We start from the raw sequence: 24,220 nt of genomic DNA, 5'->3' as shown, positions 1-24,220 counted from the left end.
CCGGGGTCGATTACCTGGTGCTGGTGCAGATGCCCCGGGGCATCCCCTGCCCCGAAGAGATTGCTGCCCGCGCCGATGTGGCGGTGCATGTGCTGGGCTCCGTCGGGTTGTCGCGCAGCCGCAATGCCGCCTTCGACCATGCCACCGGCGCGCTGCTGGTCTTTGCCGATGATGACATGACGCTCGAGCCGGAGGGCTTTCGCGCCCTGAGCCGGGCCTTTGCCGCCGATCCGGCGCTTGATTTCGCCGCCGGCTGGCGCAGCGACCGGTTGCCCGGCGCCGGGCCACGCGGCCGCCGTCACCGGTTGCATCACTTCAATGCCGGCCGGGTCTGTGCGCCCGAGCTGATCGTGCGCCGCAGCGCCGTCGAGGCCGCCGGGCTGCGCTTCGACCCCGAGTTCGGGCTGGGCGCGCGCTTTGGCCTGGGCGAGGAATATGTCTTTGTCACCGATGCGCTCAAGGCCGGGCTTGGCGGCGTCTCGCTGCCGGTGGCGGTCGGGCGGCACCCCTCCGAGAGCACCGGCGACAACTGGCAGCGCGCCGACCTGATGCGGGCGCGGCTGGCCATGCTGAAACGGGTCTTCGGCCGCTGGGCGCCGGTGATGCGCCTGCTCTATGCCCTGCGCTATCGCAACCGGATCGGCGGCCCCGGCCGGCTGCTGGCCTTTGCCCGTGGCCAGGTACCCGGTCAGCCACAGGAGGCCGATGCGCCATGACCGCTCCGCAGATGCCGCAGACCCCCACGCCCTCCCTGCCCCGGCAATGGGCCTGGGCGGTCTATCGCCGGATCAATCCCGGCGTCGAGCGCCACGTGATGTGGCTGCCCGAGGGCGGCATCGGCTATTTCCGCATCGGCAAGGCGGCCAATTCCTCGATCCGCACCGCGCTGGCCTCGGCCTTCGGGCTGAGCTCGCCTTCGGGGCACATCCCCTCCAAGGATGCCTTCTGGGGCGAACAGGCGCGCCACAAGGTGCAGCGCATGCGCCCGGCGACCTATGCGCTGCACCCCGCCACCCGGGCCGGCTGGAGCTTCACCTTCGTGCGCCACCCGGTGGCGCGGCTCTATTCCTGCTGGCACAACAAGGTGGTGGAAAATCCGGTGCTGCTGCCCGGCATGGCCGACATGGGCATCACCCCGGGCATGGATTTCGACGCCTTCGTCGAGGTGGTGGCCCGCACCCCCGAGGCGGGGACGGAAATCCACCTGCGGGCGCAATCCGCGATCGTCACCTGGCGCGGCCGGGTGCTGCCGGATTTTGTCGGGCGGGTCGAGGAGGCCGAGGCCGACTGGGCGCATGTCCGGCGCGAAATCCGCATGCGCTGCGGCCGGGACATCGGGCCGATGCTGCAACGCAATGTCCGCCAGCAACACGCCGGCGCCGAGATCGCCGAGACCCTGGCGCCGGAGACCCTGGCCCGGATCAAGGCGCGTTATGCCGAGGATTTCCGGCTGTTCTATCCCGACGCGGACGCCGCGCGGTCCTGAAGCGCGGCGACCATCGCCAGCACCCGTTGGCCCAGATCGCGCGGACAGAACATCTGCGCCACCCAGTCCGGCTCGGGCGCCCGGGTGCGCAGATGCAGCAGGTCGTCGAGCGAGGTGATCACCCCGCTGCCCTCGAACAGCCGCCGCATCGCCGCCGACATCGGGTCCATGTAGGCATCGACGTAATCGAGATAGACCATCGTCGGCACGCCTTCGCGGATCAGGTCGATCGCGGCGGTCGAGGTGCAGGTGATCCCCAGCGCCGCCTGTTCCGTGGCCTCGTCCATCGGGCAGGCGGTGAGGCGCAGGTTGGCCGGCGCCTCGGGAAAGGCCGCCTTGAGCAGCCCGGGGTAATCGTGGCGCTCGCGGTGCAGGTGGCGGGTGTTCTCGTCGGGCAGGTGGCGCAGCTTGATCCAGACCTGGCGGTCGGGGTTGGCCTCGGCCAGGGCCACCATGGCTTCGAGCACATGCAGCCGGCCGCGCCGGGTCAGCGGCGAGATCGCCTGAGCGAAGAAATAGATGTCGCGCCGTGTGTCCAGATCCTCCGGCGGGGTCAGCGTGGGGGCAAGAAAGGTCGGATGGCCGAAATCCACCAGCGGCGCGGTGACATTGCTGTCGATCGCCGCCTGCTCGCGGGCCCAGGCGGCGAACTTCCGGGTGTCGCTCTGCGGAAACAGGAAGACCCCGTCGCAGGGCATGCGGTTGGCATAGCCGCGCTCGGGAAAGAAATCGAGACCGCCGAGGAAAGAGATCACCTGGGTCCGGTGGCGCAGATGCTTGAGCGCCGGGGTGCGCAGGAAGTTGGCCAGTGCGCGGAACACCCGGCTGGTGAGCACCGCGTCGTAGAGGCCCGCCTGCACCGCCTCGATCAGCGTCTCCCTGTTGAACAGCACGTAGTCGGCCTCGGGCACCAGCATCTCGAGCTGGCGCAGCGACAGCGCCTGTTCCGGCAGGTAGCAACCGAGGGTGATCTCGGCCTCGGGCGCGGCGGCGCGCAGCAGCGCCCGCAGGCGGACCGCAAAGATCAGCGTGGAATCGTCGCAGAAGGTGAGCAGCAGCCGCGGGGTGCCGCTCATTGGCCCGCGCCCCCGGCGCGGGTGCGGAACGCCGCCAGCGTCGCCGCCTGACGGGCATTGTGTTGCCGGTTCGCGACCTTCCAATGAGCGGGATCGAGCTGTTCGGCGACCCCCAGATCCAGCAGCCAGCGCAGCGGCGCGCCAAAGATGTCATGCCGCGACAGGCGATAGAGCCATTTCCCGAGAAGGGTGGCCTTGAGGCGTGCAAGCATGGGCTGCTCTCGTCTGGTTTTGTCTCGGCACTGCGTGTACACAGCACGAGATTTTTTGTAAACGCTGCGGCACTCCGGGCACGTCGCGCCCCGGGATGCCAGCCAGAAGAAAGCCCTGTCGACGTGTCAGCCCAGAATGCGCCCGAACGCCCTGCAACCCATTGCGTGATCCTCGCGCGCGGCGGCTCCAAGGGGGTGCCCGGCAAGAACCTGCGCGCCGTGGGCGGGCTGTCGCTGGTGGCGCGCGCGGTGCGGGCCGGCCGGGCGGCGCCTTCGGTGACGGCGGTGCATGTCTCGACCGACGATGCCGCGATTGCCGCCGAGGCCCGGCGTTTCGGGGCCGAGGTGATCGACCGGCCGACCGGGATCTCGGGCGATGGCGCCAGTTCGGAAAGCGGCTGGCTGCATGCGCTCGAGGTGATCGCGGGGCAGGGCCTCCCGGTGGACCGTCTGGTCTTTCTGCAATGCACCTCGCCCTTCACCACCGGCGCCGATATCGAGGCCTGCCTCGCGGCGATGGAGGAGCAGGCGGCGGCCTGCGCGCTCTCGGTGATCGAGGACCATTCCTTTCTCTGGAGCCTGGATGCCGAGGGCCGCGGCCGCGGCACCAACCACGACGAGCGCCAGCCGCGCCAGCGCCGTCAGGACCTGCCACCGGCCTTTCGCGAAAGCGGCGCGGTCTATTGCGTGCGCGCCGAGGATTTTGCCCGCGTCGGCCGCCGCTTCTGCGGCCCGGTGGCGCTGGCGCCGGTGGATCACCCGCCGGTCGAGATCGACAGCCTGGACGACCTGGCGCTCTGTGCGCAGATCGCGGTGCTGCGCGGCGGCAGCGAAGGCTTGGGCTGTCGCGCCGATGGCATTGCCGCGGTGGTGATGGATTTCGACGGGGTGCATACCGACAACCTGGTGCTCACCGACGAGACCGGCCGCGAGGCGGTGATGACCTCGCGCGGCGACGGCATGGGGCTCGAGATGCTGCGCAAGGCCGGGCGCTGGCAGCTGATGATCCTGTCGAAGGAACGCAACCCGGTGGTCGAGCGTCGCGCTGCGAAACTCCAGATCGAGGTGCACCAGTCGGTCGACGACAAGGTGACGGCGCTGGAGCATTGGCTGGCGGGGCAGGGGCTGGGCTGGGACCAGCTGCTCTATGTCGGCAATGACGTCAACGATGCGGCGGCGATGGCCCGGGCCGGACTTTCGGCCTGCCCCGGCGATGCCCATCCGGAGATCCTGGGCATGGCCGACTGGGTGCTGCCGCAGCCCGGCGGGCGCGGCGCGCTGCGGGCCATGTGCGATGCCCTGCTGGCCCGGGTGTGAGGCCCATGTTCGAAGACCGGGTCTGCGTGGTGGCCGGCAATGGCCATTCGCTGGGCTGCATCGCCCCGGGGCGGGTGCTGGCCGGGGATGCGGTGCTGCGGACCAACAACTTCTTTTTCGAACAAGAGTTTCATCTCGGCCGACGGGTCGACATGGCCTATATCGCCGGCGATCCCCGGGTCGCGCCCTTCATGTTCGAGACGTTGCACCGCTGCCGCGATGAATACGACATCCGCGGCTGGACCAGCCACAACCCGAAGGTCGTCAAGGCGGGCATGCGCCGGTTCCGCGATCTCTACCACCCGCTCCGGTTCCGCGATACGGCGGTCGAACGCGGGGTCGAGGCGTTGATGGCGCGCTATCAGCGCAAACCGATGTCGGGCACCTATGCGGTGCTGGCGGCACATGGGCTGGGGGCGCGGCATGTGCTGGTGGCGGGCATGGATCTCTATTCCGGCGGGGCGCGCTATCTCTTTACGCCGGGGCGGCACCACCGGGCGCTGATGCAGCCCGGCATGGCGGCCTCCGGGCCGGATGCGCATCTGCACAACCCCGATCTCGACCGGGCGATCCTCGAGATGCTGCTGGCGCGGGGCGATCTGCGGCTGGAGCGCACGGCGGCGCAATCGGCGCTGGCCGATCTGTTGCCGCTGGCCGCGGCGCGCGAGGGCGCGGCGCTGGACAGCCGGCCGCGGGCCAATCCGGTGGATGACTGGGCCGGCTGGGCCGGGGTCTATCCGATTGCCCTGCTCAAGCTGCTGCGCCGCGGCGCGGCGCTGCGGCGCGGGCTGTTCCGCCGCGGGCCCGGCCGGTGAGCGCCGCGCCCGGGGGGCTGCGGGGCTGGCTGCTGGACCAGGCGGTGCCACTCTGGACCGGCGCCGGCTGGGACGCGGCGACCGGAACCGTCTGGGAGGCGCTGGACCATGCCGGCCGGCCACGGCGCGATCTCGACCGGCGGCTCAGGGTGCAGGCGCGCCAGGCCTATGCCTTTGCCACGCTCGCCCGCCAGCCCGGGGTTTGCCCGGCGCTGGCCGCCGATCTCCGGACCCGGGCCGAGGGCCTGTTCGATTTTGTCATGACCCGGGGCTTTGCCCCCGGCAGCGGCAACCTGGCCAGCTGGCTGGCGCCGGATCTGACGATCCGCACGGCGCCGCATGATCTCTATGATCTCAGCTTCGTGCTGCTGGCGGCGGCCGGGCTGGCGGCGGCGGGCACGGATGTCAGCTCCGAGATCGCCAGGCTCGAGGGCGCCCTCGACCGGCTGGCCGCGCCGCGCGGCTGGCACGAATGCGCCGCCCGGCGCCTGCCCCGGCGGCAGAACCCGCATATGCATCTCTTCGAGGCGATGTGCGCGCTCTACCGTGCCACCGGCGCGCCGCGCTTCGCCGCCCGCGCCGCCACCTGCCGCCGGCTGATGGCCGAGACCTTCCTGGGGGCGGATCTGCGGCTGCTGGAATTCTACGATGCCGGTCTGCGCCCGCTGACCGGCGCGGATCAGCGCGAAGAGCCGGGGCATCTGGTGGAGTGGATCGCGCTCGAGGCGGGCTGGCAGGCGCTGGATCTGCCGGAGGGGGCAGGGGGCGCGCCGCTGCCGCCGCCCGAGGCGATGTTCGCCGCCGCCACGGCGCATCTGTCGCCCGGGGGCCTGCTGCCGGATGTGGCGGGGCAGGCCAGCTTCCGGCTCTGGCCGCAGAGCGAGCTGTTGCGGGCGGCGCGGCTGATGCAGGGGGCGGGGGCGGACCTGCCGGAGCGGCTGCGCCCCGAGGCCGTTCTGGCGCGGATCCGGGCGGGCTATCTCGAGACGCCGGTGCCGGGCGGATGGTACGACCAGCGCGACGGGAAGGGCGCGCTGGTCTCCGACACCATGCCGGCCTCGACCTTCTATCACCTGGTCGAGGCCTTCCTGTGCCATGACAGCGGCCGGCTTGCCGGCCTGACGCCGCCCGCGGTGGATCAGACCGCGAAGACGTTGTCGTAAAGCGCGGCCACGTCGGTTTGGCCTTCGAGGATGAGGGTGGTGCCATCGGCGAAGTCGAACACCGTGTCGCCATCCACCACCGAGGCATAGGTGTCGACGATGTCACGGCCGTCGGTCATCCCGTCCACCAGGCCGGTGGCGATATGCAGCTCGTCCTGGAAATTCTCGAAATCCTGGATCGTGTCGGTGCCGCCGCCGAGGTCGAAGTGGAACTCGTCGGCCAGGGTGCCGCCGCGCAGCAGGTCGTCGCCGGCGCCGCCATCGAGGATGTCGCGGCCCTGATTGCCGAGGAGGGTGTCATTGCCGGCGCCGCCGGAAAGCGTGTCGTCACCGGTGCCGCCCAGCAGGCTGTCGTTGCCGCCTTCGCCGGAGAGCGCATCGCTGCCGAAATTGCCTTCCAGCGTGTCATGGCCTGAATCGCCGAAGACGACATCCCAGGCCGAGCCGGCCGAGACGTAATCATTGCCGCTGCCGCCGCTGATCGTATCGGCCCCGGCGCTGCCGAACAGGCTGTCGTTGCCGGCGCCGCCGTCGATGATGTCGGTGCCGCTGCGGCCGATGGCGTAATCGTCGCCGCGGCCGCCGTCGATGATGTCGGCGCCATTGCCCGAGCTGATCCAGTCGTCGCCGGCGCCGCCCAGGACGGTGTCGACCCCGGAGTTCGAGATCAGCGTGTCATTGCCGGCATCGCCGGCGAGGTAATCGGCGCCCCAGTCGCCCACCAGGCGGTCATGGCCGTCACCGCCCTCGAGCGTGTCATGGCCCCCGCCGCCGCGGATCTCGTCGCTGCCGGCGCCGCCGGTGAGCAGGTCGGCCCCGGCGTCGCTCCGGCCGTTGTCGGCCTGGTTGCCGCCGACCAGAAGGTCGTCGCCGCTGCCGCCGTGCAGGCTGTCGGCGCCCTCGCCGCCAAAGACCGCGTCAGAGCCGCTGCCGCCCCAGATCACGTCATTGCCCTGCTGGCCATGCACCGTGTCGTCGTTCAGCCCGGCGCCGATCGCATCGCCGGCCGCGCTGCCGGTGATCACCGCCAGCACCTCGTCCTCGTCGGTGTCGACGTCGTTGATCACCAGGCCGCCGTCGGCGGTGACCCCCTCGGGGACAACGTTGACCGGATCGACGAAGTCGATGTCGGGCAGGGTGTCGAAATCCGGCATGTGCGGCAGGGTGAGAAAATGCTGCTCGTGCTGGTGGCCGTTCGAGCCGCCGTTGCCGTTCATGTCGATCCGCGCGCCTTCGAGCGCATAGAAGATATGGCCGCCCGCCGGGGTCTCGATCAGCAGCCAGGGCTGCGGCGCGGTGCCGGGATCGTTATGCGCGCCGTTGAAGGCGACGACGCGCACATTGGCGGGCAGGTTGTTCAGATCGAGCAGCACACCCTCGATCCGGATCTCGTCGCGGCTGGGATCGAAATCCTCCAGCCGGCCGACGATGGTGTCCCGGACGTTGTCGATATCGACGAAGTTGAACGTGTCAGAGCCGCCCCCGGCGCGGGCATGGTGCCCGTGAGAGAACTCGGTGATGGTTTCGAAGCCCAGGTTTTCCCAGTGGTTCACCTGATTTTCGAGGCCCCCTCCATAAGTATGGATCTGGCTGATGCCGTTTGTGGCGGTATGTACTCGTACTCGCATTCTGCTGACCTGTCCGTATCTGAGCCTTCGGCGCTTTTCCGAACCAGCCGGACAGGCGCCCCCATGGCTTTGGACAATTGACCGGGGCGAGGGGTACGGGACAGCGCCCGTCAGGCGAGCCGCGGCCTGCTTACGGTCAGCCGGCTAGGCGGGCGGCGGGCAGCGATACTGACCGTACAGGCCAGACCTCTCCGGACGCCCGGGTCACATATTCAAAAGGATGGGGAGGGGCCTCCCGGGAGGCACCAAAGCGCGGCCCGGGGGGAGGACAAGGGCGCGCGGCCGGGCAGGGCGGCCGCTGCGGGCAAGGGGAAGGAGAAAGCCGCGGCCCCGGCCGGGGCCGCCGCCCGGGGCTCAGACCACGAAGACGTTGTCGTAGAGCAGGGTCAGGTCGGTTTCGCCTTCGAGGATGATGGTGGTGCCGTCGTCCAGGGTGAAGACCGTGTCGCTGCCCACCACGGTGGCATAGGTATCGACGATGTCCTGGCCGTCGGTGCGCCCGCCGACCAGGCTGGCGTCGAGGTGCAGCGCGTCCTGGAAGTTCTCGAAATCCTGGATCGTGTCGGTGCCGCCATTGACGCCGAAGTGGAATTCGTCGGCCAGGGTGCCGCCGCGCAGCAGGTCGTTGCCGGTGCCGCCATCGATGACGTCGCGGCCCTGGTTGCCGAGGATGGTGTCGCTGCCGTCGCCGCCGGCCAGGGTGTCGTCGCCGGTGCCGCCGAGGATCGAGTCGTTGCCCTCGCCGCCGGAAACGAAATCGCTGCCGAAGTTGCCTTCGAGCGTGTCGTTGCCGGAATTGCCGAAGACCAGATCCCAGGCCGAGCCGGCCGAGACGTAATCGTCGCCGGTGCCGCCGGTGATCGTGTCGATGCCGGCGCTGCCGTAGAGGCTGTCGTTGCCGGCGCCGCCATTGATGGAATCGGTGCCGGTGCGGCCGATGGCGAAATCGTCGCCCTCGCCGCCGTCGATGATGTCGGCGCCATTGCCCGAGCTGATCCAGTCGTCGCCGGCGCCGCCGAAGACGGTGTCGACCCCGGTGTTCGACAGCAGGGTGTCATTGTCGCCGTCGCCGTCGAGCCTGTCGGCGCCGGTGCCGCCGACCAGGCTGTCGTTGCCATCGCCGCCCTCGAGCGTGTCGAAGGCGCTGTCGCCGATCAGCGTGTCATTGCCGGCGCCGCCTGTCAGGCTGTCGGCCCCCCAGTCGCCGAAGATGGAATCATTGCCGGCGCCGCCGTCGACGGTATCGGCGCCGCCGCCGGCATCGACGCTGTCATTGCCGGCTCCGGCCAGGACCAGGTCGTCGTCCTGGGCGGCATCGATGGTGTCGTCGCCGGCCCCGGCGTCGATCCGGTCATTGCCGCGGCCGGTGACGATATGGTTGTCGTCGCCCAGGCCGGTGACGGTGTCATTGCCGTCGCCGGTGGCGATGTTCTCGATCAGCCCGCTGCCGATACTGGCCCATTGCGTGCCGCCCACGGTGATCGCCGCGCCACTGGCCAGGGTGACCGCGATGGCATCGGTGAGCGCCGCCATGTTGAGCCAGTCGGTGCCGCCGTCGCTGTCCTCGATGGTGCCGCGCCCGGCCTCCTGGGCGAGGTAGTCGGTGAAATCGCCGGTGATGTGGTGCACGGTATCGGTGGTGGCATCCGCGCCGCGGAACTCCAACTCGACGCCGGTGAGCGAGCCCTCATCGAAATTGGCGTTGTCGGTGATGTGGATCGTCCAGTCGCCGACCGAGCTGACCCCGAGCGCGCCGGAGACGCCGAACACCCAGGTGCCGTTGAGGTCGTTGTTGCCCAGCTCGTTCAGGAACAGGTCGAAGATCTCGCCGGTGGGGGATTCGAGCTGGATCGTCAGGTCGCCCATATAGGTGTGGCTGCCTTCGATGGTGACATAGATATGCTCGATGATCACGCCTTCGGTCACGCTGAGGGTGACCGAGGCGGTGCTGTTGTCGGTGATCGCCACCGGCGCGCCGCTGTAGCTGGCGGTGAGCACCTCCAGGTTGGCGCTGGTGGCGGCATCGGCATAGAGCAGGTCCCAGACCTCGGCCATGCGCACCGCGGCAAAGGCATCGACCATGCCGAAGCCATAGGAATGGTGGAAGCTCATGCCGCCGCCGTTCCAGTTGCCGGCGCCATTGGCCAGCCAGTCGCCCACCTCCGAGCCGCTGCCGCTGCCGCCATAGGCCGAGCCGGTATGGGCGGCGGAAATCGCCAGGATGTTCTGCACATCGCGCCAGCCGAGATCGGGGTTGGCCTGAAGCATCAGCGCCACCACCCCCGAGACCACCGGCGTCGCCGCCGAGGTGCCGCCGAAGGTGTCGGTGTAATTGTCCGGGCTGTAGCCCCCGCTGCCCTCGAGATCGGTGGTGACCGAGGCCGCCGGCGCGGTGATCAGCAGGTTGGCCCCCCAGTTGGAATAATTGGCGATCTCGCCGCTCTGGCCGGCGGCGGCCACGGTGATGACCTGGTGCAGGCTGTTGTGGCCCTCGCCCTGGGCGTTGAGGGTGTCGTTGCCCGCCGCCTTGAGGATGATCGTGCCCAGCCCGCCGCGGCCGTTCTCTGCCGCATGGGCAAAGGCCGCGCCCTCCTGGCCGGCGACGCTGCCGGGGTCGCTGAGGTTGAGGAATTGCTCGTAGGTCGGCGTGTAACCCCAGCTGTTGTTGGTGATGTCGAAGGTTTCCATGAACCGCAGGGCGTCGTTGTTCACGTCATTGCCCTGGGCGAAGACATCGTTGAGCAGGTCGACCCCGGCGATGGTGACATTGAAGGCCACGCCGACCCCGCCGAGGGAATTGTTCTCGGCCGCGATGATCCCGGCGACCGAGGTGCCATGGCCGTCGGCGGCGCTGTTGGGCTGGCCGTCGTCGGCCCCGAGGCCCATGTAGTGCAACGTGCTGTCGTAATTGCCGTCGAGGTCCTCATGCGCCGCTTCGGTGCCGTCGTCATAGACGCCGACGGTCACGCCGCTGCCGGTGTAATCGGCCCAGATCGCCTCGATGTCGCCGATGAGATTGAAATGCCATTGCTGAGTGTAAAGTGGATTGGTTGACGCAACCATGCCTGCGCTCCCGAAGGGTGACGTTTTCAAATAGCGGTCCGGCGCCACACGAGGGGCCCCGGCCGGGATTGACGTACTCTGCCGCGTTCGCCCGGTTATGACAATCGCATTGCGCGCGCCTCGGGTGACAAGCCGGGGCGGGCTTGCTAAGCCAAGGGCGCATCCCGGCCGCGACAGAAGAGGTCCCCCTTGCAGATCGAGAAGACCGCGCTCGAGGGCGTGCTGATCCTCACCCCCGCCCGCCATGGCGACAACCGCGGCTTTTTCTCCGAAAGCTGGAACCGCGAGACCCTGGCGGCGCAGGGCATCACGCTGGATTTCGTCCAGGACAACCATTCGCTTTCGGCCACGCCCGGCACCCTGCGCGGGCTGCATTGCCAGCTGCCGCCGCGCGCCCAGGCCAAGCTGGTGCGCTGCGGCCGCGGCCGGCTTTATGACGTGGCGGTCGACATCCGGCCGGGCTCTGCCACCTTCGGGCAATGGGTCGGGGTCGAGCTGAGCTTCGAGAACGGTCGGCAGCTGCTGATCCCCGAAGGCTTCCTGCATGGTTTCGTGACCCGCGACCCCGACACCGAGATCCTCTACAAATGCACCGACACCTATGCCCCCGCCCATGAGCGCGGCGTGCGTTGGGACGATCCCGAGCTCGGGATCGACTGGGGGCTCGAGGGCCGGGCGCCGGTGCTTTCGGCGCGCGATGCCGCCGCCGGCTGGCTGGCCGATCTCGAGAGCTTCGCGGAGCGCCCGGCGTGAAGCTGTTGATCACCGGCGGCGCCGGCTTCATCGGATCGGCGGTGGTGCGGCAGGCGATTGCCGCCGGCCATGCGGTGGTCAATCTTGACGCGCTGACCTATGCCGCCTGTCTCGACAATGTGGCCAGCGTCGCCGATCACCCGGAGTATGCCTTCGAACATGCCGATATCCGCGACCGCGCCGCGCTCGACCGGATCTTCGCCCGCCATGCCCCCGATGCGGTGATGCATCTGGCGGCCGAGAGCCATGTCGACCGCTCGATCGACGGCCCCGGCGCCTTTGTCGAGACCAATGTCACCGGCACCTACACCCTGCTCGAGGCGGCGCGCGGATACTGGACCGAGGCCGGCCGTCCCGCGCATTTCCGCTTTCACCACATCTCCACCGACGAGGTCTTCGGCTCGCTGGGGCCCGAGGGCAGGTTCACCGAGGACACGCCCTATGACCCGCGCTCGCCCTATTCGGCCTCCAAGGCGGCCAGCGATCACCTGGTGCGGGCCTGGTTCCACACCTACGGGCTGCCGGTGGTGCTGAGCAATTGTTCCAACAACTACGGCCCCCATCACTTCCCGGAAAAGCTCATCCCGGTGATCATCCTCGGCGCGCTGGCGGGCCGGCCGCTGCCGATCTACGGCGATGGCTCGAACGTGCGCGACTGGCTGTATGTCGAGGATCATGCCGAAGCGCTGCTGCTGGTGCTGAGCCGGGGCGCCCCGGGCGAGAGCTACAACATCGGCGGCGAGAACGAGCGCAGCAATCTCGAGCTGGTGCGGACGCTCTGCGCCATCCTCGATGCCAAACGGCCGAAGCCCTCGGGCTCCTATGCCGATCAGATCACCTTTGTCGCCGACCGCCCGGGCCACGACGCGCGCTATGCGATCGATCCGGCGCGGATCGCCCGCGAACTGGGCTGGCGGCCCTCGGTCACGCTTGACGAGGGGCTGGAGCGCACCGTGCAATGGTATCTCGACAACGAGGCCTGGTGGCGGGCGCTGCAATCGCGTCAGGGGGTGGGCACGCGGCTCGGGGTGGGCGCCGTTTCGGACCCCCACCGGGGGACGGTTTCAGGCGCGAACCGGCGGAGCCCTGAAGAATGAGCCTGCTGGTCTTCGGCCGCACCGGTCAGCTTGCCCGCGCGTTGCAGCGCCAGGAGGCGGTCACGGCGCTGGGCCGGGCCGAGGCCGATCTCCTGGACCCCGCGGCCTGTGCCGCGGCGATCCATGCCGCCGCCCCGCGCGCGGTGATCAATGCCGCCGCCTATACCGCGGTCGACCGGGCCGAGCAGGAAGAGACGCTGGCCACCCGGATCAACGCCGCGGCGCCGGCGGCCATGGCGCAGGCCTGTGCCGCGCGCGGCATTCCCTTCCTGCATGTCTCCACCGACTATGTCTTTGACGGCTCCGGCGACAGGCCCTGGCGCGAAGACGATCCCGTGGGTCCGCTCAACGCCTATGGCCGCAGCAAGCTGGCCGGCGAAGCGGCCGTGCGCGCGGCGGGCGGGCGGCATGTGATCCTGCGCACCTCCTGGGTGTTCTCGGCCGAGGGGGCGAATTTCCTCACGACCATGCTGCGCCTGAGCGAGACCCGCGACAGCCTCTCGGTGGTCGCCGATCAGCTCGGCGGCCCGACCCCGGCGGCGGAGATCGCCGCGACATTGCTGAGGATGGCAGCGGCGCTTTGCGCGGGGCAGGGCGGCGGCACCTATCATTACGCCGGCGCGCCGGCGATCAGCTGGGCCGGCTTCGCCCGCGCGATCTTTGCCGGGGCGGGCCGTGATGTCACCGTCACCGACATCCCCAGCAGCGCCTATCCCACCCCGGCGCGGCGGCCGCTCAATTCCCGTCTCGATTGCGCCAAACTCCGGGCGGATTTCGGCATTACCCCTGCCGACTGGCGCGCCGGGCTGTCTGCGGCGCTGGAGCTTCTGGAGGCATGATGAGCACACGCAAGGGGATCATACTGGCCGGCGGCTCGGGCACGCGGCTCTATCCGATCACCATGGGCATCAGCAAGCAGCTGCTGCCGGTCTATGACAAGCCGATGATCTATTACCCGCTCTCGGTGCTGATGCTCTCGGGCATCCGCGAGATCGCGGTGATCACCACGCCGCAGGATCAGGACCAGTTCCGCCGCACCCTGGGCGACGGCAGCCAGTGGGGGGTCTCTTTCCAGTATATCGAACAGCCCCGCCCCGAGGGGCTGGCGCAGGCTTACCTGCTGGCCGAGGAGTTCCTCGCCGGCGCGCCGAGCGCCATGGTGCTCGGCGACAACATCTTCTTTGGCCACGGGCTGCCGGAACAGCTGGCGGCGGCGGATGCGCGCGCAACCGGCGGTTCGGTTTTCGGCTATCGCGTCGCCGATCCCGAGCGCTACGGGGTGGTGGATTTCGGCCCCGACAGCAAGGTGCGCCGCATCGTCGAGAAACCGGCGGTGGCGCCCTCGCCCTATGCGGTGACCGGGCTCTATTTCCTCGACGGCAGCGCGCCCGTGCGGGCCCGCGCGGTCAGGCCTTCGGCGCGCGGCGAGCTCGAGATCGTCGATCTGCTGGGCAGCTACCTGCGTGACGGGCTGCTCTCGGTCGAGCAGATGGGCCGCGGCTATGCCTGGCTCGATACCGGCACCCATGGCTCGCTGCTCGATGCCGGCAATTTCGTCCGCACGCTCAGCGAACGCCAGGGCATGCAGGTCGGCTGCCCGGAAGAGATCGCCTTTGGCCAGGGCTGGATCGACGCCGCGGCGCTGCGCGCCCGGGCGGCACTGTTCTCCAAGACCGCCTATGGCGCCTATCTGCTGCGGCTCATTCCGACTGCGGCGGACGACAGATCACCGTGAGCCCGCCACGGTTCACCTTGTTGAAGGCCGAGCCTTCGGGGGTGTAGATCGGCTTGTCGCGGCGCGGGATCTCGGGCTTGGCCACCGCCCCGGCAAAGACGATGTCGCCGCCGGCCCGGGTGACCGCCTCGACCAGCGCCTGCGGGGTGAAGAACAGCGTATGCGGATCCTGCCGCGCGCCTTCCAGATGCAGATAGGAATGGCCGCCCTGCGGCACCTCGATCAGCATCAGCCCATGTGGGCGCAGTGCGCCGACCAGATGCCGCAGCGTCTCGATCAGCTCCTCGGCCACCAGGTGCTCGACGGTATGCGAGGCGACGATGACATCGAAATAGCCCTGCGGGATCTCATCGAGCGCGTCGTATTGCCGGGCGCCGATGTAATCGAGGTATTTCTTGCTTTCCTGATCGGGTTCATAGGCATGCGGCTCGCGGGCATGGCTGATGTGCAGCAGGTATCCCGGCCCGCTGCCGAAATCGAGTACCCGGTTGAAGCGTCCTTCGTGTTTCTTGAGCCGGATCACCTGGGCGCGGGCGCGGGCGTAATAGCGCCGCATCATCTGCGAGCTTTCGCGATGGGCCTCCGAGAAATAGATCTCGGGGTTGACATCGCGGTCCTTGCGGTTGGTCTGGGCGTAATCCTGGAGGTAGTAATCGGCCAGCATCTGGCTGGAATCCGGCACATGGGCCAACCCGCAGGCGGTGCAATAAAGGAGCGTTTCCAGCGCGAAGGGTTTCACATTGGAGGGGTAATCGCTGGCATATTCCAGCGCATCCGCGCCACAGGCCGGGCAGCTGCGCGACCTGTTCGGTATGGCAATCGGTGTAAATTTCTGCGGTTCAGTCTTCATCGTGCTTCAATTCCGGTTTTGACTGACATCTCACGCCGGGCCCCGCGTTGCAATCGGCGGACAGGGCGTTTTTACGATAGTGTTGCGAATGTCCTTGAAAACACGGGAAAAGCGCGGACCTTTCCGCTGACCGCCCGCCCGGGCATCCTCAGTAGGTGTTGAGAAAGCTGTAGGCATAGCGGCGCGGCCCGCCATGGCGGTTCTCGATCTGCAATTCGCCGTCGCGCACCGCGACAGAGGAGCGCCCATCGGTGCCGGTGGTGCCGGAGAGTACCGAGCCGCCGTGGTTTTCGAGGCTGGCCCCGCGCGCCAGGGTGAGCAGCGCCAGCGACGGGCCGGTGTCATAGGAGAACAGCCCCGAATGCGGTGCCTGGGGATAATCCGGGTCGACGAGATTGAGCGCCACCATGCCTCCGGCGCCGGGGGTCGGCACATAGCCCACGGCATCGTTGGCGATGTCGATCGCGCCGGCCATCAGGCAGGGCACCCGGGCCAGGCCATCGGCCCGGCGCAGGCTCAGCCCCGGGGTCCAGGCGTTGCCGTCGGCGCTGACCCGGATCTGAAAATCCTCGTCGCCCGCCAGCCCCAGCTCGGCCCGCCCGGACCAGCCGGATTGCAGCACCACCGAGGCGGTGTCGGTCGCCGTGGCCTTGTTGATCGTCAGCCGGTGGTCGCTGCCGGCATGGGTAAAGAGCGCCGCCTCCGAGGCCACCGCCAGCCGGTTGGTGGCATCTGAACTGGTGCCGACCCCCAGGCCGGTCAGATTTTCCAGCGGCGGCACCACCGCCAGCCAACTGCCGGCGGAAAACACCCGCAGGCGGTTTTCGGCCAGCCCCCAGGCGCGCCAGCCCTCCTGGGGATCGACGAACAGCCAGGCGCCGTCGCCGTAGCAGGCCAGCCGGCCGTCCTGCCCGGCCCAGGCGCCGCCGGCACCGGTGCCCAAGGCATGGGTGTCGCCCTCCGCCGGGCTGGCCGGCGGGGTGACGGCATTGAATTCCGCCACCCGGAGCTGCACCAGCGCGTCCAGCCGGCGCAGGGCCTCGTTGTGGGTGACATGCTTCTGGGCCTGCGACGGTTGCAGGTAGGGCAGCGAGAGGCTGGGCGAAAGGCTGGGCATGGGATTCTCCATAGGGTTGCGCGGGGCGGTGAGGTCCGGTCCCGCAGCCCTATCAGACCCGGCCTTGCCGATCGGCAAAGCCTTCGCACGCTGGCTTAACCGGCTGTCAAGAGGGTGCCGCAGGGGCGTTTTCCAGAGTTGTCAAAATCGGGGAAGTAGGCTAACGAGCGCCCCATGACTCTCTAGGAGATTTGACAGATGTTTGATAACAAAACGGTTTTTATTACGGGGGGGACCGGCAGTTTCGGCAAGAAATATGTCAAGACTCTTCTGGAACGCTATTCGGTCAAGAAGATCATTGTCTACTCGCGCGACGAGCTGAAGCAGTTCGAGATGTCGCAGACCTACAATGCGCCGCAGATGCGGTATTTCATCGGCGACGTGCGCGACCGTGACCGCATGGTCACCGCGATGGAAGGCGTCGATTACGTCATCCACGCCGCCGCGCTCAAGCAGGTGCCAGCCGCCGAATACAACCCGATGGAATGCATCAAGACCAACGTGCATGGCGCCGAAAACGTCATCCACGCGGCGATTGCCAACAATGTCGAGAAGGTCGTGGCGCTCTCCACCGACAAGGCTGCCAACCCGATCAACCTCTATGGCGCCACCAAGCTGGCCTCCGACAAGCTCTTTGTCGCCGCCAACAACATGGTGGGCACCAAGCCCACCCGCTTCTCGGTCGCGCGTTACGGCAACGTGGTCGGCTCGCGCGGCTCGGTCGTGCCCTTCTTCGAGAATCTGAAGGCCCAGGGCGCCACCTCGCTGCCGATCACCGACATGAACATGACCCGGTTCTGGATTTCGCTCCAGCAGGGTGTGGACTTCGTGCTCAAGAACTTCGAGCGGATGTACGGCGGCGAGATCTTCGTGCCCAAGATCCCTTCGGTGCGCGTCCCCGAGCTGGCCCGCGCGATCGCCCCCGAGCTCGAGCAGCACGTGGTCGGCATCCGCCCCGGCGAGAAGCTGCACGAGATCATGTGCCCCGGCGACGACAGCCACCTGACGCTGGAATTCGGCGATCACTACGTGTTGCAGCCGACCATCAAGTTCTTCGACCGCGAGAATGCCTTCACCACCAATGCGCTTGGCGAAGAGGGCAAGCCGGTGTCGCTGGGCTTCGAATACAACTCGGGCGCCAATGATCACTTCCTCACGGTCGACGAGATCGTCGAATTCAACCGGATGGCAATGGCATGATCCCCTATGGCCGTCAGGACATCACCGAGGCCGATCTCGCCGCCGTACGCGATGTCCTGACCAGCGACTTCATCACCCAGGGCCCCGCGATCGCGGGGTTCGAGGCCGATCTGGCGGCCTATTGCGGGGTGAAACACGCGGTGGCGATGAGTTCCGCCACCTCGGCGCTGCATGTGGCCTACATGGCGCTCGGTCTGGGGCAGGGCGATCTGCTCTGGACCTCGCCCAACACCTTCGTTGCCACTTCCAATGCCGCGCTCTACTGCGGCGCGGATGTGGATTTCATCGACATCGATCCCGACAGCTACAACATCTGCCTCGATACGCTCGAGGCTAGGCTGGCCGCGGCCGAAAAGGCCGGCCGCCTGCCCAAGATCGTGACCCCGGTGCATTTCGCCGGGCAATGCTGCGACATGGAACGGCTGGGCGCGCTCAAGGCGAAATACGGCTTTGCCCTGGTCGAGGATGCAAGCCACGCGGTCGGCGGCGATTACCGCGACGGCAAGATCGGCAATTGCGCCCATTCCGACATCACCATCTTCTCCTTCCATCCGGTCAAGATCATCACCACCGCCGAAGGCGGCATGGCGATGACCAATGACGACGAGTTGGCGGCGGTGATGGCGATGCTGCGCACCCATGGCATCACCCGCGAGCCCGAGCGGATGCGCGGCGAGGGCGACGGGCCGTGGTATTACCAGCAGACCCTGCTGGGCTACAATTACCGGATCACCGATCTTCAGGCGGCGCTCGGCCGCAGCCAGCTGACCCGGCTGGATGCCTATATCGACGCCCGCCACGAACGCCGCGCGGTCTATGACCGCGCGCTGGCGGATCTGCCGCTGAAACTGCCGGCCCAGGCCGATTACCAGCGCTCGGGCCTGCATCTCTATCCGGTGCTGGTGACGGATGACGCCCCGGTCGACCGCAAGACCGCCTTCACGCGGCTGCGCGCGCTGGGGATCGGGGTGAACGTGCTCTACATCCCGGTCTATCTGCAACCCTGGTATCGCGATCTGGGCTTCGGTCCCGGCCATTGCCCGAATGCCGAGGATTACTACAGCCGGATGATCACCATCCCGATGTATGCCACTCTGAGCGCCGAGGATCAGCAGACCGTGATCGACAGGCTGCACGAGGTTTTTGACGGGTAGATAGCTACCGCGATCCGCCGCCTTTCAGTGGCGGATCGCTTGCGTCGCACGGGGGGCATGAGGTATCTCCTCAGGGGCGGTACTCGTTTGGCACCGATGCAACACAGGCTAGAGGCGAGTGATCCGGCCGGCCGCTCGCGGATATTGTCGAATATATTGATTTATCGTCCGTTGATGGTTTTGGCTTGATTTCAATGCGTCCCGGCGAGGGCGCGCAGCAGGGGTAAAGATGTCCGAGACGAAGCAGAGCGACGCAGGGTTCATGCACAGCGAGTTTGGCCGCAAGCTGTTCATTCGGGCCCCTCTGAAATTCGGCCGTTTCTTTCTCGACCGCGCCAAGCCGAACATGGCACAGCGCATCCTCTCGGTGCCGGGGCGCTATTATCCCGATGACCCCCGGGTGCTGCACATGCGGGCCGAGGCCTATGAGGCCGCCGGGCAATACGATGAGGGCGCGCAACTGCGGGCGCTGCGGCTGCGCGGGCTGATGCCGCGGCATCTCAAGTCCAAGAATTTCGTCGAGATCCTCAAGATCATGGCCGAGCTCGAGCGCACCTACCGCGCCGGCCAGTATCAGGCCGGGCGGCTGATCGCCCAGCAGCTTGTCAGCGAGGTCGGCCGCAAGCGCATGCTGCGCTGTGCGCTCAAGGCCCGCGACCGGTTCAAGGAAAGCGCCTTCCTGACCCATCTGATCGCGCTCTGCCGGGCGATGGACGGGGATTATCATGCCGCCAACCGCTCGCTGGTGGATGAGATCGCCCATCCCTTCGACGCGCCCGACGCGCTGGTGGCCCGCCGCTTCAAGCTGTTGCAGACCACCTGGCGCGCGGTCGACCAGATTGCCCGCGAGCAGATGGACTGGGCCGACGAGGCCGGATCCTACAAGGGCCTGTTCAACACGGTCGGCGCCGAGGCGCCCCGGGTGGCGATCTCGTCCGACAAGAGCAAGGCGCAGGCCCAGGTGACCGAGGAAGCGGCCGAGAAACAGTTCCTATCGTTTAAGGAACATGCGCTTCAGGGCCGCGACCGCGAGGAATATCTCAGGGTCTGCGATGCCGAATTCGCCGCCGCCGACAGCCTTGGCGGCAAGGTGCGTGCGGTCGAGGAGATGCTGCGCACCGGCATCCGCCACGTGCCCGATTACTCCGCCGATTACGCCCTGGCCCGGCAGCGGTTGGCCGATATCGAGGCGGATCTGGACTGGCTGCTGACCGATGCGGCGGTCGACACCCAGGCCATGGCCACCGAGACGGTGTTGACCCTGTGCAGCTGGCTGGCGCTGACCCAGCGGCTCGACATGGCCGACACCCAGGCCCGCATCGTCGCCCGGCTCGAGGCCCTGGCGGACCGCGACGATCTGCTGCCGGCGCTCTGGCCGGCGCCGCAGGCGATCGTGCGCGACGAGGCCCATACCGAAAGCGCAGGCCGGATCGCCGCCAAGCTCGACACGATCAAGCCGACGATCAACCGCGACATGCAGTTCTATTTCCGCTGGGCGATGACCGCGCGACAATACAAGAAGGCCGACGCCTTCTTCAAGCGCCTGCCGAAGAACCTGCACCGCCGTCACGGGCTGCTTTATTACGCCAATATCCTTCAGCGTCAGTGCCGCTTCAAGGAGGCGCTGAAGATCGTCGGCGAAGTGCATGGCCAGCTGCTGGCCAACCCCAGTGCGCTCAACGGCTATTCCAGCTACACCCTGATCAAGCGCGTGGGTGAGTTGCGCTTCCTGATCGAGACGGCGCAGATCTTCCAGAGCGTGCCGCAGCCACGCGATCCCGAGGGGGTCGTTCTCATAGCGCCGCGCAATGTCGATCACCTGCGCCGGTATCCGCTGATGGTTCTCCTGGAGTTCAAGAGGCGCGGCTGGGCGGTGGTGCCGCTGGTCGGAGGCCTGTTGCCTTTCGAGGCGACCGGAGACTCCTCGATCGATGTGATGAACGGCGCCATTAGCCCCAACCTTCGCTTCAGCGACGAGGCCAAGGAGTGCATGCCCGCCCCGCAGGATTTCCATGTGGATATTGGCAAGGGACGCATTCGTTGGGGCGAGATCGACTTGTCCCATCCGGTCTGGGAGGACGCGGCGATCAATCGTCGGCGCTACACGATCAATTACCAATGCCCCGAATTGCAGAAGTATCTGGGCGGTCTCTCCGAGTGGACCCAGGCGATGGCACGGGTGGTGGAGTATGCGCACCGCCAGCAACGTGAGACCGGGCGGCGCGTGGCCTGTATTTCGCAATTCAACTGCCGGCTACCGGATTCTCTGTTCCGGGCCTATTGCGATGCCCACGGCGACCCGGACAATTTCTTTTATCTCGCCGCGGCCAATGGGTATCAGAACTATTTCAGCAACTTTGCCACGAATGTCTCGCAGCGCTTCGTGCTGCGCAACATGACGCGTGCCCCGCATGTGCGCACTCCCAGCTTCCCGCTGCCCGAGAATTTCGAGGAATATTACCGCCAGCGGCAGGAGGCCCTGCCCGAGATCCTCGAACGGTTCGCGCCGATCACCAAGGTCAAGCGTTCGACCGAGGGCACCAAGGGCCGCCCGCCCGAGGCCGACGAACTCGATCGCCGGATCAAGGCCTGGCGGGCGATGGGCGGCAAGGTGGTCTGCGCCTTCGGCAAGGTGGTCTGTGATATTGGCGCACCGTTTGACGGCGGCCCGGTGCATGCGAGCATGAAGGAATGGATCAATCATTCCATCCGTGCGGTCCGTGGCAGTAACACGCTGCTGCTGATCAAGCCGCATCCGCATGAGCTTAACAACCAGATCGCCACCTTCCCGACGGAATATTTCCGCGACCTGATCGAAGAGCCGCTGGGCGACAATGCCGCCTTTCTCGGGCACCGCTGGTTCGACATCCACGACATGCGCGAGCGGATGGATGTGGGGCTGATCTACAATGGGACGACAACGATCGAGCTGGGGCTTCTGGGCATCCCCTGTATCCTGGCGGGCCATTACGCGCCGATCGATTACCCGATCGGACATGTCCAGCCGCAGACTGTGGAAGAGTTCGAAGCCTATCTTCGATTTGAAAAGCCCTTGGAAGTGGCGCCAGACCTGCGCGAGCGGGCGGCGGTCTGGCTCGATTACATGGCCAATGACAATTTCACTCAGCCCTATCGTTTCCACGCCCGGCCGGTGACCAACAAGGTGCTCTATCCGCCTTATTGGTTCCAGGAGGATCTCGAGCGCTACAGGGTCGGTGCCGATACCGCGGTGGCCGAGTTGACCGGACGGGCGCTGGGGGAGCGGTTCGAGCCGGGCCATCCCGTCGGCGTGCCGTTGCAAGCGCTACATGGTGGAGGTGGGGAAAACTCTGCGAAGTCGCCTGGGGCCGGCACGGCTCGCGCATCGAGATGGCGCGCCTGACAGCCCGCCGCGATCACGACTTTTCCGACAAAGGTTTCCAGATATGTTGACTGAACTCTCCGCCCTGTATGACAGGCTTTTCCCACTGTGCCGCAGCATCACGGGGCCGGGGCTGCGCGATAGCTTGAATATCTTCGGCGAAGTCATGCCACTCGAGATGCACGGCATCCCGAGCGGTACCGAGGTGCTTGACTGGACGGTGCCGCCGGAATGGGCCGTGGAAAGCGCCCGGCTGATTGGACCGGATGGCGAGGTGGTCTGCGACTTCGCTGACCACAATCTACACCTGGTTAATTACTCGCAGGCCTTTCAGGGCAAGATGTCGCTGGAAGAGTTGCAGCCGCATCTGCACTCGCTGCCGCATCTGCCCGACGCCATTCCCTATGTGACAAGCTATTACAATCCACGTTGGGGGTTCTGCCTGCCGCATCGTCAGCGTATGGCGCTGAGGGAGGGCGAGTACACTATCGACATTCGCACCTCGCATTATGACGGCGAGGTCAATTTTGCCACCTGCGACCTGCCGGGAGAAAGCGACGAGGTGGTGCTGATCAGCTCCTATCTCTGCCATCCCAGCATGGCCAACAATGAACTCTCGGGGCCCTTGGGTCTGTTGCGCCTGTATGAACGGCTCAAGGCACTACCCCGGCGGCGGTTCACCTATCGCTTCCTGCTCTGTCCGGAAACGCTGGGCTCGATCGCCTATCTGTCAAAATTCGGAGATCAATTGGGGCCGAAGTTGCGCGGCGGGCTGGTATTGACCTGCCTCGGTGGATATCGCGATACGCTCAGTTTCAAAATGTCGCGCCGGGACTGGTTGGACAATCCGAGCAGTATCGACCGGCTGGCACGGCGCTTTTCCGAACTTTATCCCGAACGCTTCCAGATCCGGCCCTTCACCCCAACGTCCGGCTCGGACGAGCGGCAGTTCTGCTCACCGGGGTTCAACTATCCGGTGATTCAGGCCGCACGCACGATCTATGGTCAGTTCGTCGAATACCACACGTCGGCGGATGACAAGCGCCTGATGCGTATCGAACAGGTAGAGCGTGCCGCCGATACCCTTGCAGAGTTCATGCAGGTTTTTGATTTCGATGGGCTGAAGCTGCAAAACCGGCACCCCTATGGCGAGCCGCAACTGGGCCGGCGCGGGCTTTACCCGACGATCAACTCGCCGATGAACCGCGGCAGTTCTGCCGACGGCAGAACTGACAGTAGACAGACCCTCAACCGGCTGCTGATGTGTTTGTCGCTGGCCGATGGTCAGCGGGGGCTGGTGGAGATCAGCGACCGGATCGGCTGTGGCCCCGATCAACTACTGCCGATCCTGACAGAACTGCTGCAACAGGATATGATCGCGTTGAAATCCGAAGGGGAGAGGCATCCATGACCGCTGACGCCGATATCACACCGCTGGTCGAGGACTGGCGCGCCGCTGGAATTTCTGAGGGCGACATGGTGCTGGTGCACAGCAGCACCCGCCGGACCCTCAAACGCGGATATTCGCCCGAGCAGATCCGCGACTCGTTTCTTGAGGCTGTGGGGCCGAAGGGCACAGTTCTCTTTCCGCTGTTCAACTTTAATTTTTGCAAAGGCGACGCCTTTGATATGCGGAGTTCGAAATCCCGCATGGGGGCCTTGACCGAGGCGGCGCGACAGCACCCGGAAGCGGTCCGCACCGGTCATCCGGCCTATTCCTTTGCCGTTCTCGGTGCCGAGGCCGAAGCGTTTCGCAAGGTCTACAATTCCAGTGGCTACGGAACCGACTCGCCCTTTGCCATGCTGCATCGCCGAGGTGGCAAGATCGCGGTGCTGGACTTGATGGGCCAGAACAGCATGACCTTCTATCACTACGTGGAAGAGATGCATCGGGTCTTCTATCGCTATCACAAGGTTTTCACGTGCCCTTTCACCGACTGGGATGGGGTGACAGGTGAGCGGCATTTCTCAATCTACGTTCGTGATCTGGAACGCGGGGTGCTGACCGATGTGAACCCGATGGACGAGCGCCTCTGGGATCAGGGACTCTACAGTGGCTGCCGACCGGGCGAAGGGCATGGGCTGCGTGTGATCGAAGCCCGTAAGATGTTCGATGCCGTCGCGCAGGCAATCACCTCAGGAGAGGTCGAAGGCGTACTTTTCAGCTACGAACAGAAATAGCCTCCGAACCGG

Annotated in this window: 20 protein-coding genes; 14 read left to right on the top strand and 6 right to left on the bottom strand. The window is 66.8% G+C overall.

The features are described from left to right. Together BMW90_RS23650 and BMW90_RS23645 are read left to right on the top strand one after the other, a co-directional pair. A partial coding sequence (locus BMW90_RS23650) for a glycosyltransferase family 2 protein (RefSeq protein WP_074839932.1) occupies positions 1-716 on the top strand: 716 nt, incomplete at its 5' end. Beyond that, positions 713-1,486, top strand: coding sequence for a sulfotransferase family 2 domain-containing protein (locus tag BMW90_RS23645; RefSeq protein WP_074839930.1), 774 nt, complete (start codon positions 713-715; stop codon positions 1,484-1,486). The genes BMW90_RS23650 and BMW90_RS23645, both read left to right, overlap by 4 nt. Here BMW90_RS23645 and BMW90_RS23640 read toward each other — a convergent pair. After that, on the bottom strand, positions 1,456-2,562 hold the full coding sequence (locus tag BMW90_RS23640) for a DUF6716 putative glycosyltransferase (RefSeq protein ID WP_074839928.1): 1,107 nt from the start codon (positions 2,560-2,562) through the stop codon (positions 1,456-1,458). The two genes, BMW90_RS23645 and BMW90_RS23640, sit on opposite strands and share 31 nt — an antisense overlap. Next, a complete protein-coding gene (locus BMW90_RS26830; RefSeq protein WP_074839926.1) occupies positions 2,559-2,774 on the bottom strand; it encodes a hypothetical protein in 216 nt (71 codons plus the stop codon). Before BMW90_RS26830 ends, BMW90_RS23640 begins: the two co-directional genes overlap by 4 nt. A 123-nt stretch (positions 2,775-2,897) precedes the next feature. On the opposite strand from BMW90_RS26830, the gene BMW90_RS23630 reads away from it, so the two are divergent. Genes BMW90_RS23630 through BMW90_RS23620 form a run of 3 tightly spaced genes read left to right on the top strand, consistent with a single transcriptional unit; the run spans position 2,898 to position 6,069 of the window. Next, complete coding sequence (locus BMW90_RS23630) at positions 2,898-4,091, top strand: acylneuraminate cytidylyltransferase (protein ID WP_074839924.1); 1,194 nt, start codon at positions 2,898-2,900, stop codon at positions 4,089-4,091. Positions 4,092-4,096: 5 nt separating this feature from the next. Beyond that, a complete protein-coding gene (locus tag BMW90_RS23625; protein WP_074839922.1) occupies positions 4,097-4,906 on the top strand; it encodes a hypothetical protein in 810 nt (269 codons plus the stop codon). Continuing rightward, entirely contained in the window at positions 4,903-6,069 is a 1,167-nt protein-coding gene (locus BMW90_RS23620; RefSeq protein WP_074839920.1) for an AGE family epimerase/isomerase, read from the top strand. Before BMW90_RS23625 ends, BMW90_RS23620 begins: the two co-directional genes overlap by 4 nt. On the opposite strand, the gene BMW90_RS23615 is transcribed toward BMW90_RS23620, so the two are convergent. Next, entirely contained in the window at positions 6,045-7,697 is a 1,653-nt protein-coding gene (locus BMW90_RS23615; RefSeq protein WP_083416188.1) for a calcium-binding protein, read from the bottom strand. The genes BMW90_RS23620 and BMW90_RS23615 overlap by 25 nt on opposite strands. Positions 7,698-8,051: 354 nt before the next feature. Further along, positions 8,052-10,760, bottom strand: coding sequence for a S8 family serine peptidase (locus BMW90_RS23610; protein ID WP_074839916.1), 2,709 nt, complete (start codon positions 10,758-10,760; stop codon positions 8,052-8,054). A 189-nt stretch (positions 10,761-10,949) separates the two neighbouring features. Here BMW90_RS23610 and rfbC point away from each other — a divergent pair, with 189 nt between their 5' ends. The 4 genes from rfbC to rfbA are packed head-to-tail and all read left to right on the top strand — an operon-like array spanning position 10,950 to position 14,345. Continuing rightward, positions 10,950-11,513 (top strand): dTDP-4-dehydrorhamnose 3,5-epimerase, encoded by a 564-nt coding sequence (gene rfbC, locus BMW90_RS23605; RefSeq protein WP_074839914.1) that lies wholly within the window; start codon positions 10,950-10,952, stop codon positions 11,511-11,513. Then, complete coding sequence (gene rfbB / locus BMW90_RS23600) at positions 11,510-12,610, top strand: dTDP-glucose 4,6-dehydratase (protein ID WP_048536062.1); 1,101 nt, start codon at positions 11,510-11,512, stop codon at positions 12,608-12,610. The genes rfbC and rfbB overlap by 4 nt, the downstream gene beginning before the upstream one ends. Beyond that, positions 12,607-13,449 (top strand): dTDP-4-dehydrorhamnose reductase, encoded by an 843-nt coding sequence (rfbD, locus tag BMW90_RS23595; RefSeq protein WP_074839912.1) that lies wholly within the window; start codon positions 12,607-12,609, stop codon positions 13,447-13,449. The genes rfbB and rfbD overlap by 4 nt, the downstream gene beginning before the upstream one ends. Next, on the top strand, positions 13,449-14,345 hold the full coding sequence (gene rfbA / locus BMW90_RS23590) for a glucose-1-phosphate thymidylyltransferase RfbA (protein WP_074839910.1): 897 nt from the start codon (positions 13,449-13,451) through the stop codon (positions 14,343-14,345). Before rfbD ends, rfbA begins: the two co-directional genes overlap by 1 nt. On the opposite strand, the gene BMW90_RS23585 is transcribed toward rfbA, so the two are convergent. Both BMW90_RS23585 and BMW90_RS23580 read right to left on the bottom strand, forming a co-directional pair. Then, positions 14,311-15,195: a class I SAM-dependent methyltransferase gene (locus tag BMW90_RS23585; protein ID WP_074839908.1), complete on the bottom strand. Its 885-nt coding sequence runs from the start codon at positions 15,193-15,195 to the stop codon at positions 14,311-14,313. The genes rfbA and BMW90_RS23585 overlap by 35 nt on opposite strands. Positions 15,196-15,343: 148 nt before the next feature. Next, entirely contained in the window at positions 15,344-16,312 is a 969-nt protein-coding gene (locus tag BMW90_RS23580) for a DUF2793 domain-containing protein (RefSeq protein WP_170850619.1), read from the bottom strand. Between the two features lie 198 nt (positions 16,313-16,510). On the opposite strand from BMW90_RS23580, the gene pseB reads away from it, so the two are divergent. The 5 genes from pseB (at position 16,511) to BMW90_RS23555 (ending at position 24,208) form a co-directional block, all read left to right on the top strand. After that, on the top strand, positions 16,511-17,512 hold the full coding sequence (pseB, locus tag BMW90_RS23575; protein WP_074839904.1) for a UDP-N-acetylglucosamine 4,6-dehydratase (inverting): 1,002 nt from the start codon (positions 16,511-16,513) through the stop codon (positions 17,510-17,512). Next, positions 17,509-18,666: a UDP-4-amino-4,6-dideoxy-N-acetyl-beta-L-altrosamine transaminase gene (pseC, locus tag BMW90_RS23570; RefSeq protein WP_074839902.1), complete on the top strand. Its 1,158-nt coding sequence runs from the start codon at positions 17,509-17,511 to the stop codon at positions 18,664-18,666. Before pseB ends, pseC begins: the two co-directional genes overlap by 4 nt. Before the next feature lie 229 nt (positions 18,667-18,895). Further along, positions 18,896-22,048, top strand: a complete 3,153-nt coding sequence (locus BMW90_RS23565) for a hypothetical protein (RefSeq protein WP_074839900.1) — start codon at positions 18,896-18,898, stop codon at positions 22,046-22,048. Positions 22,049-22,091: 43 nt separating this feature from the next. Beyond that, the gene (locus BMW90_RS23560; RefSeq protein WP_074839898.1) at positions 22,092-23,438 is read left to right on the top strand and encodes a DUF4910 domain-containing protein; all 1,347 of its coding nucleotides are present in this window, start codon (positions 22,092-22,094) and stop codon (positions 23,436-23,438) included. Further along, positions 23,435-24,208, top strand: coding sequence for an AAC(3) family N-acetyltransferase (locus tag BMW90_RS23555; protein ID WP_074839896.1), 774 nt, complete (start codon positions 23,435-23,437; stop codon positions 24,206-24,208). The genes BMW90_RS23560 and BMW90_RS23555 overlap by 4 nt, the downstream gene beginning before the upstream one ends. The last annotated feature ends 12 nt before the right edge of the window (positions 24,209-24,220 follow it).

The sequence above is a fragment of the Marinovum algicola genome, from assembly GCF_900109145.1.
GTDB classification, from domain to species: domain Bacteria; phylum Pseudomonadota; class Alphaproteobacteria; order Rhodobacterales; family Rhodobacteraceae; genus Marinovum; species Marinovum algicola.
Note: the sequence above shows the minus strand (reverse complement) of the source record. Positions and strands in the feature narration are given on the sequence as shown.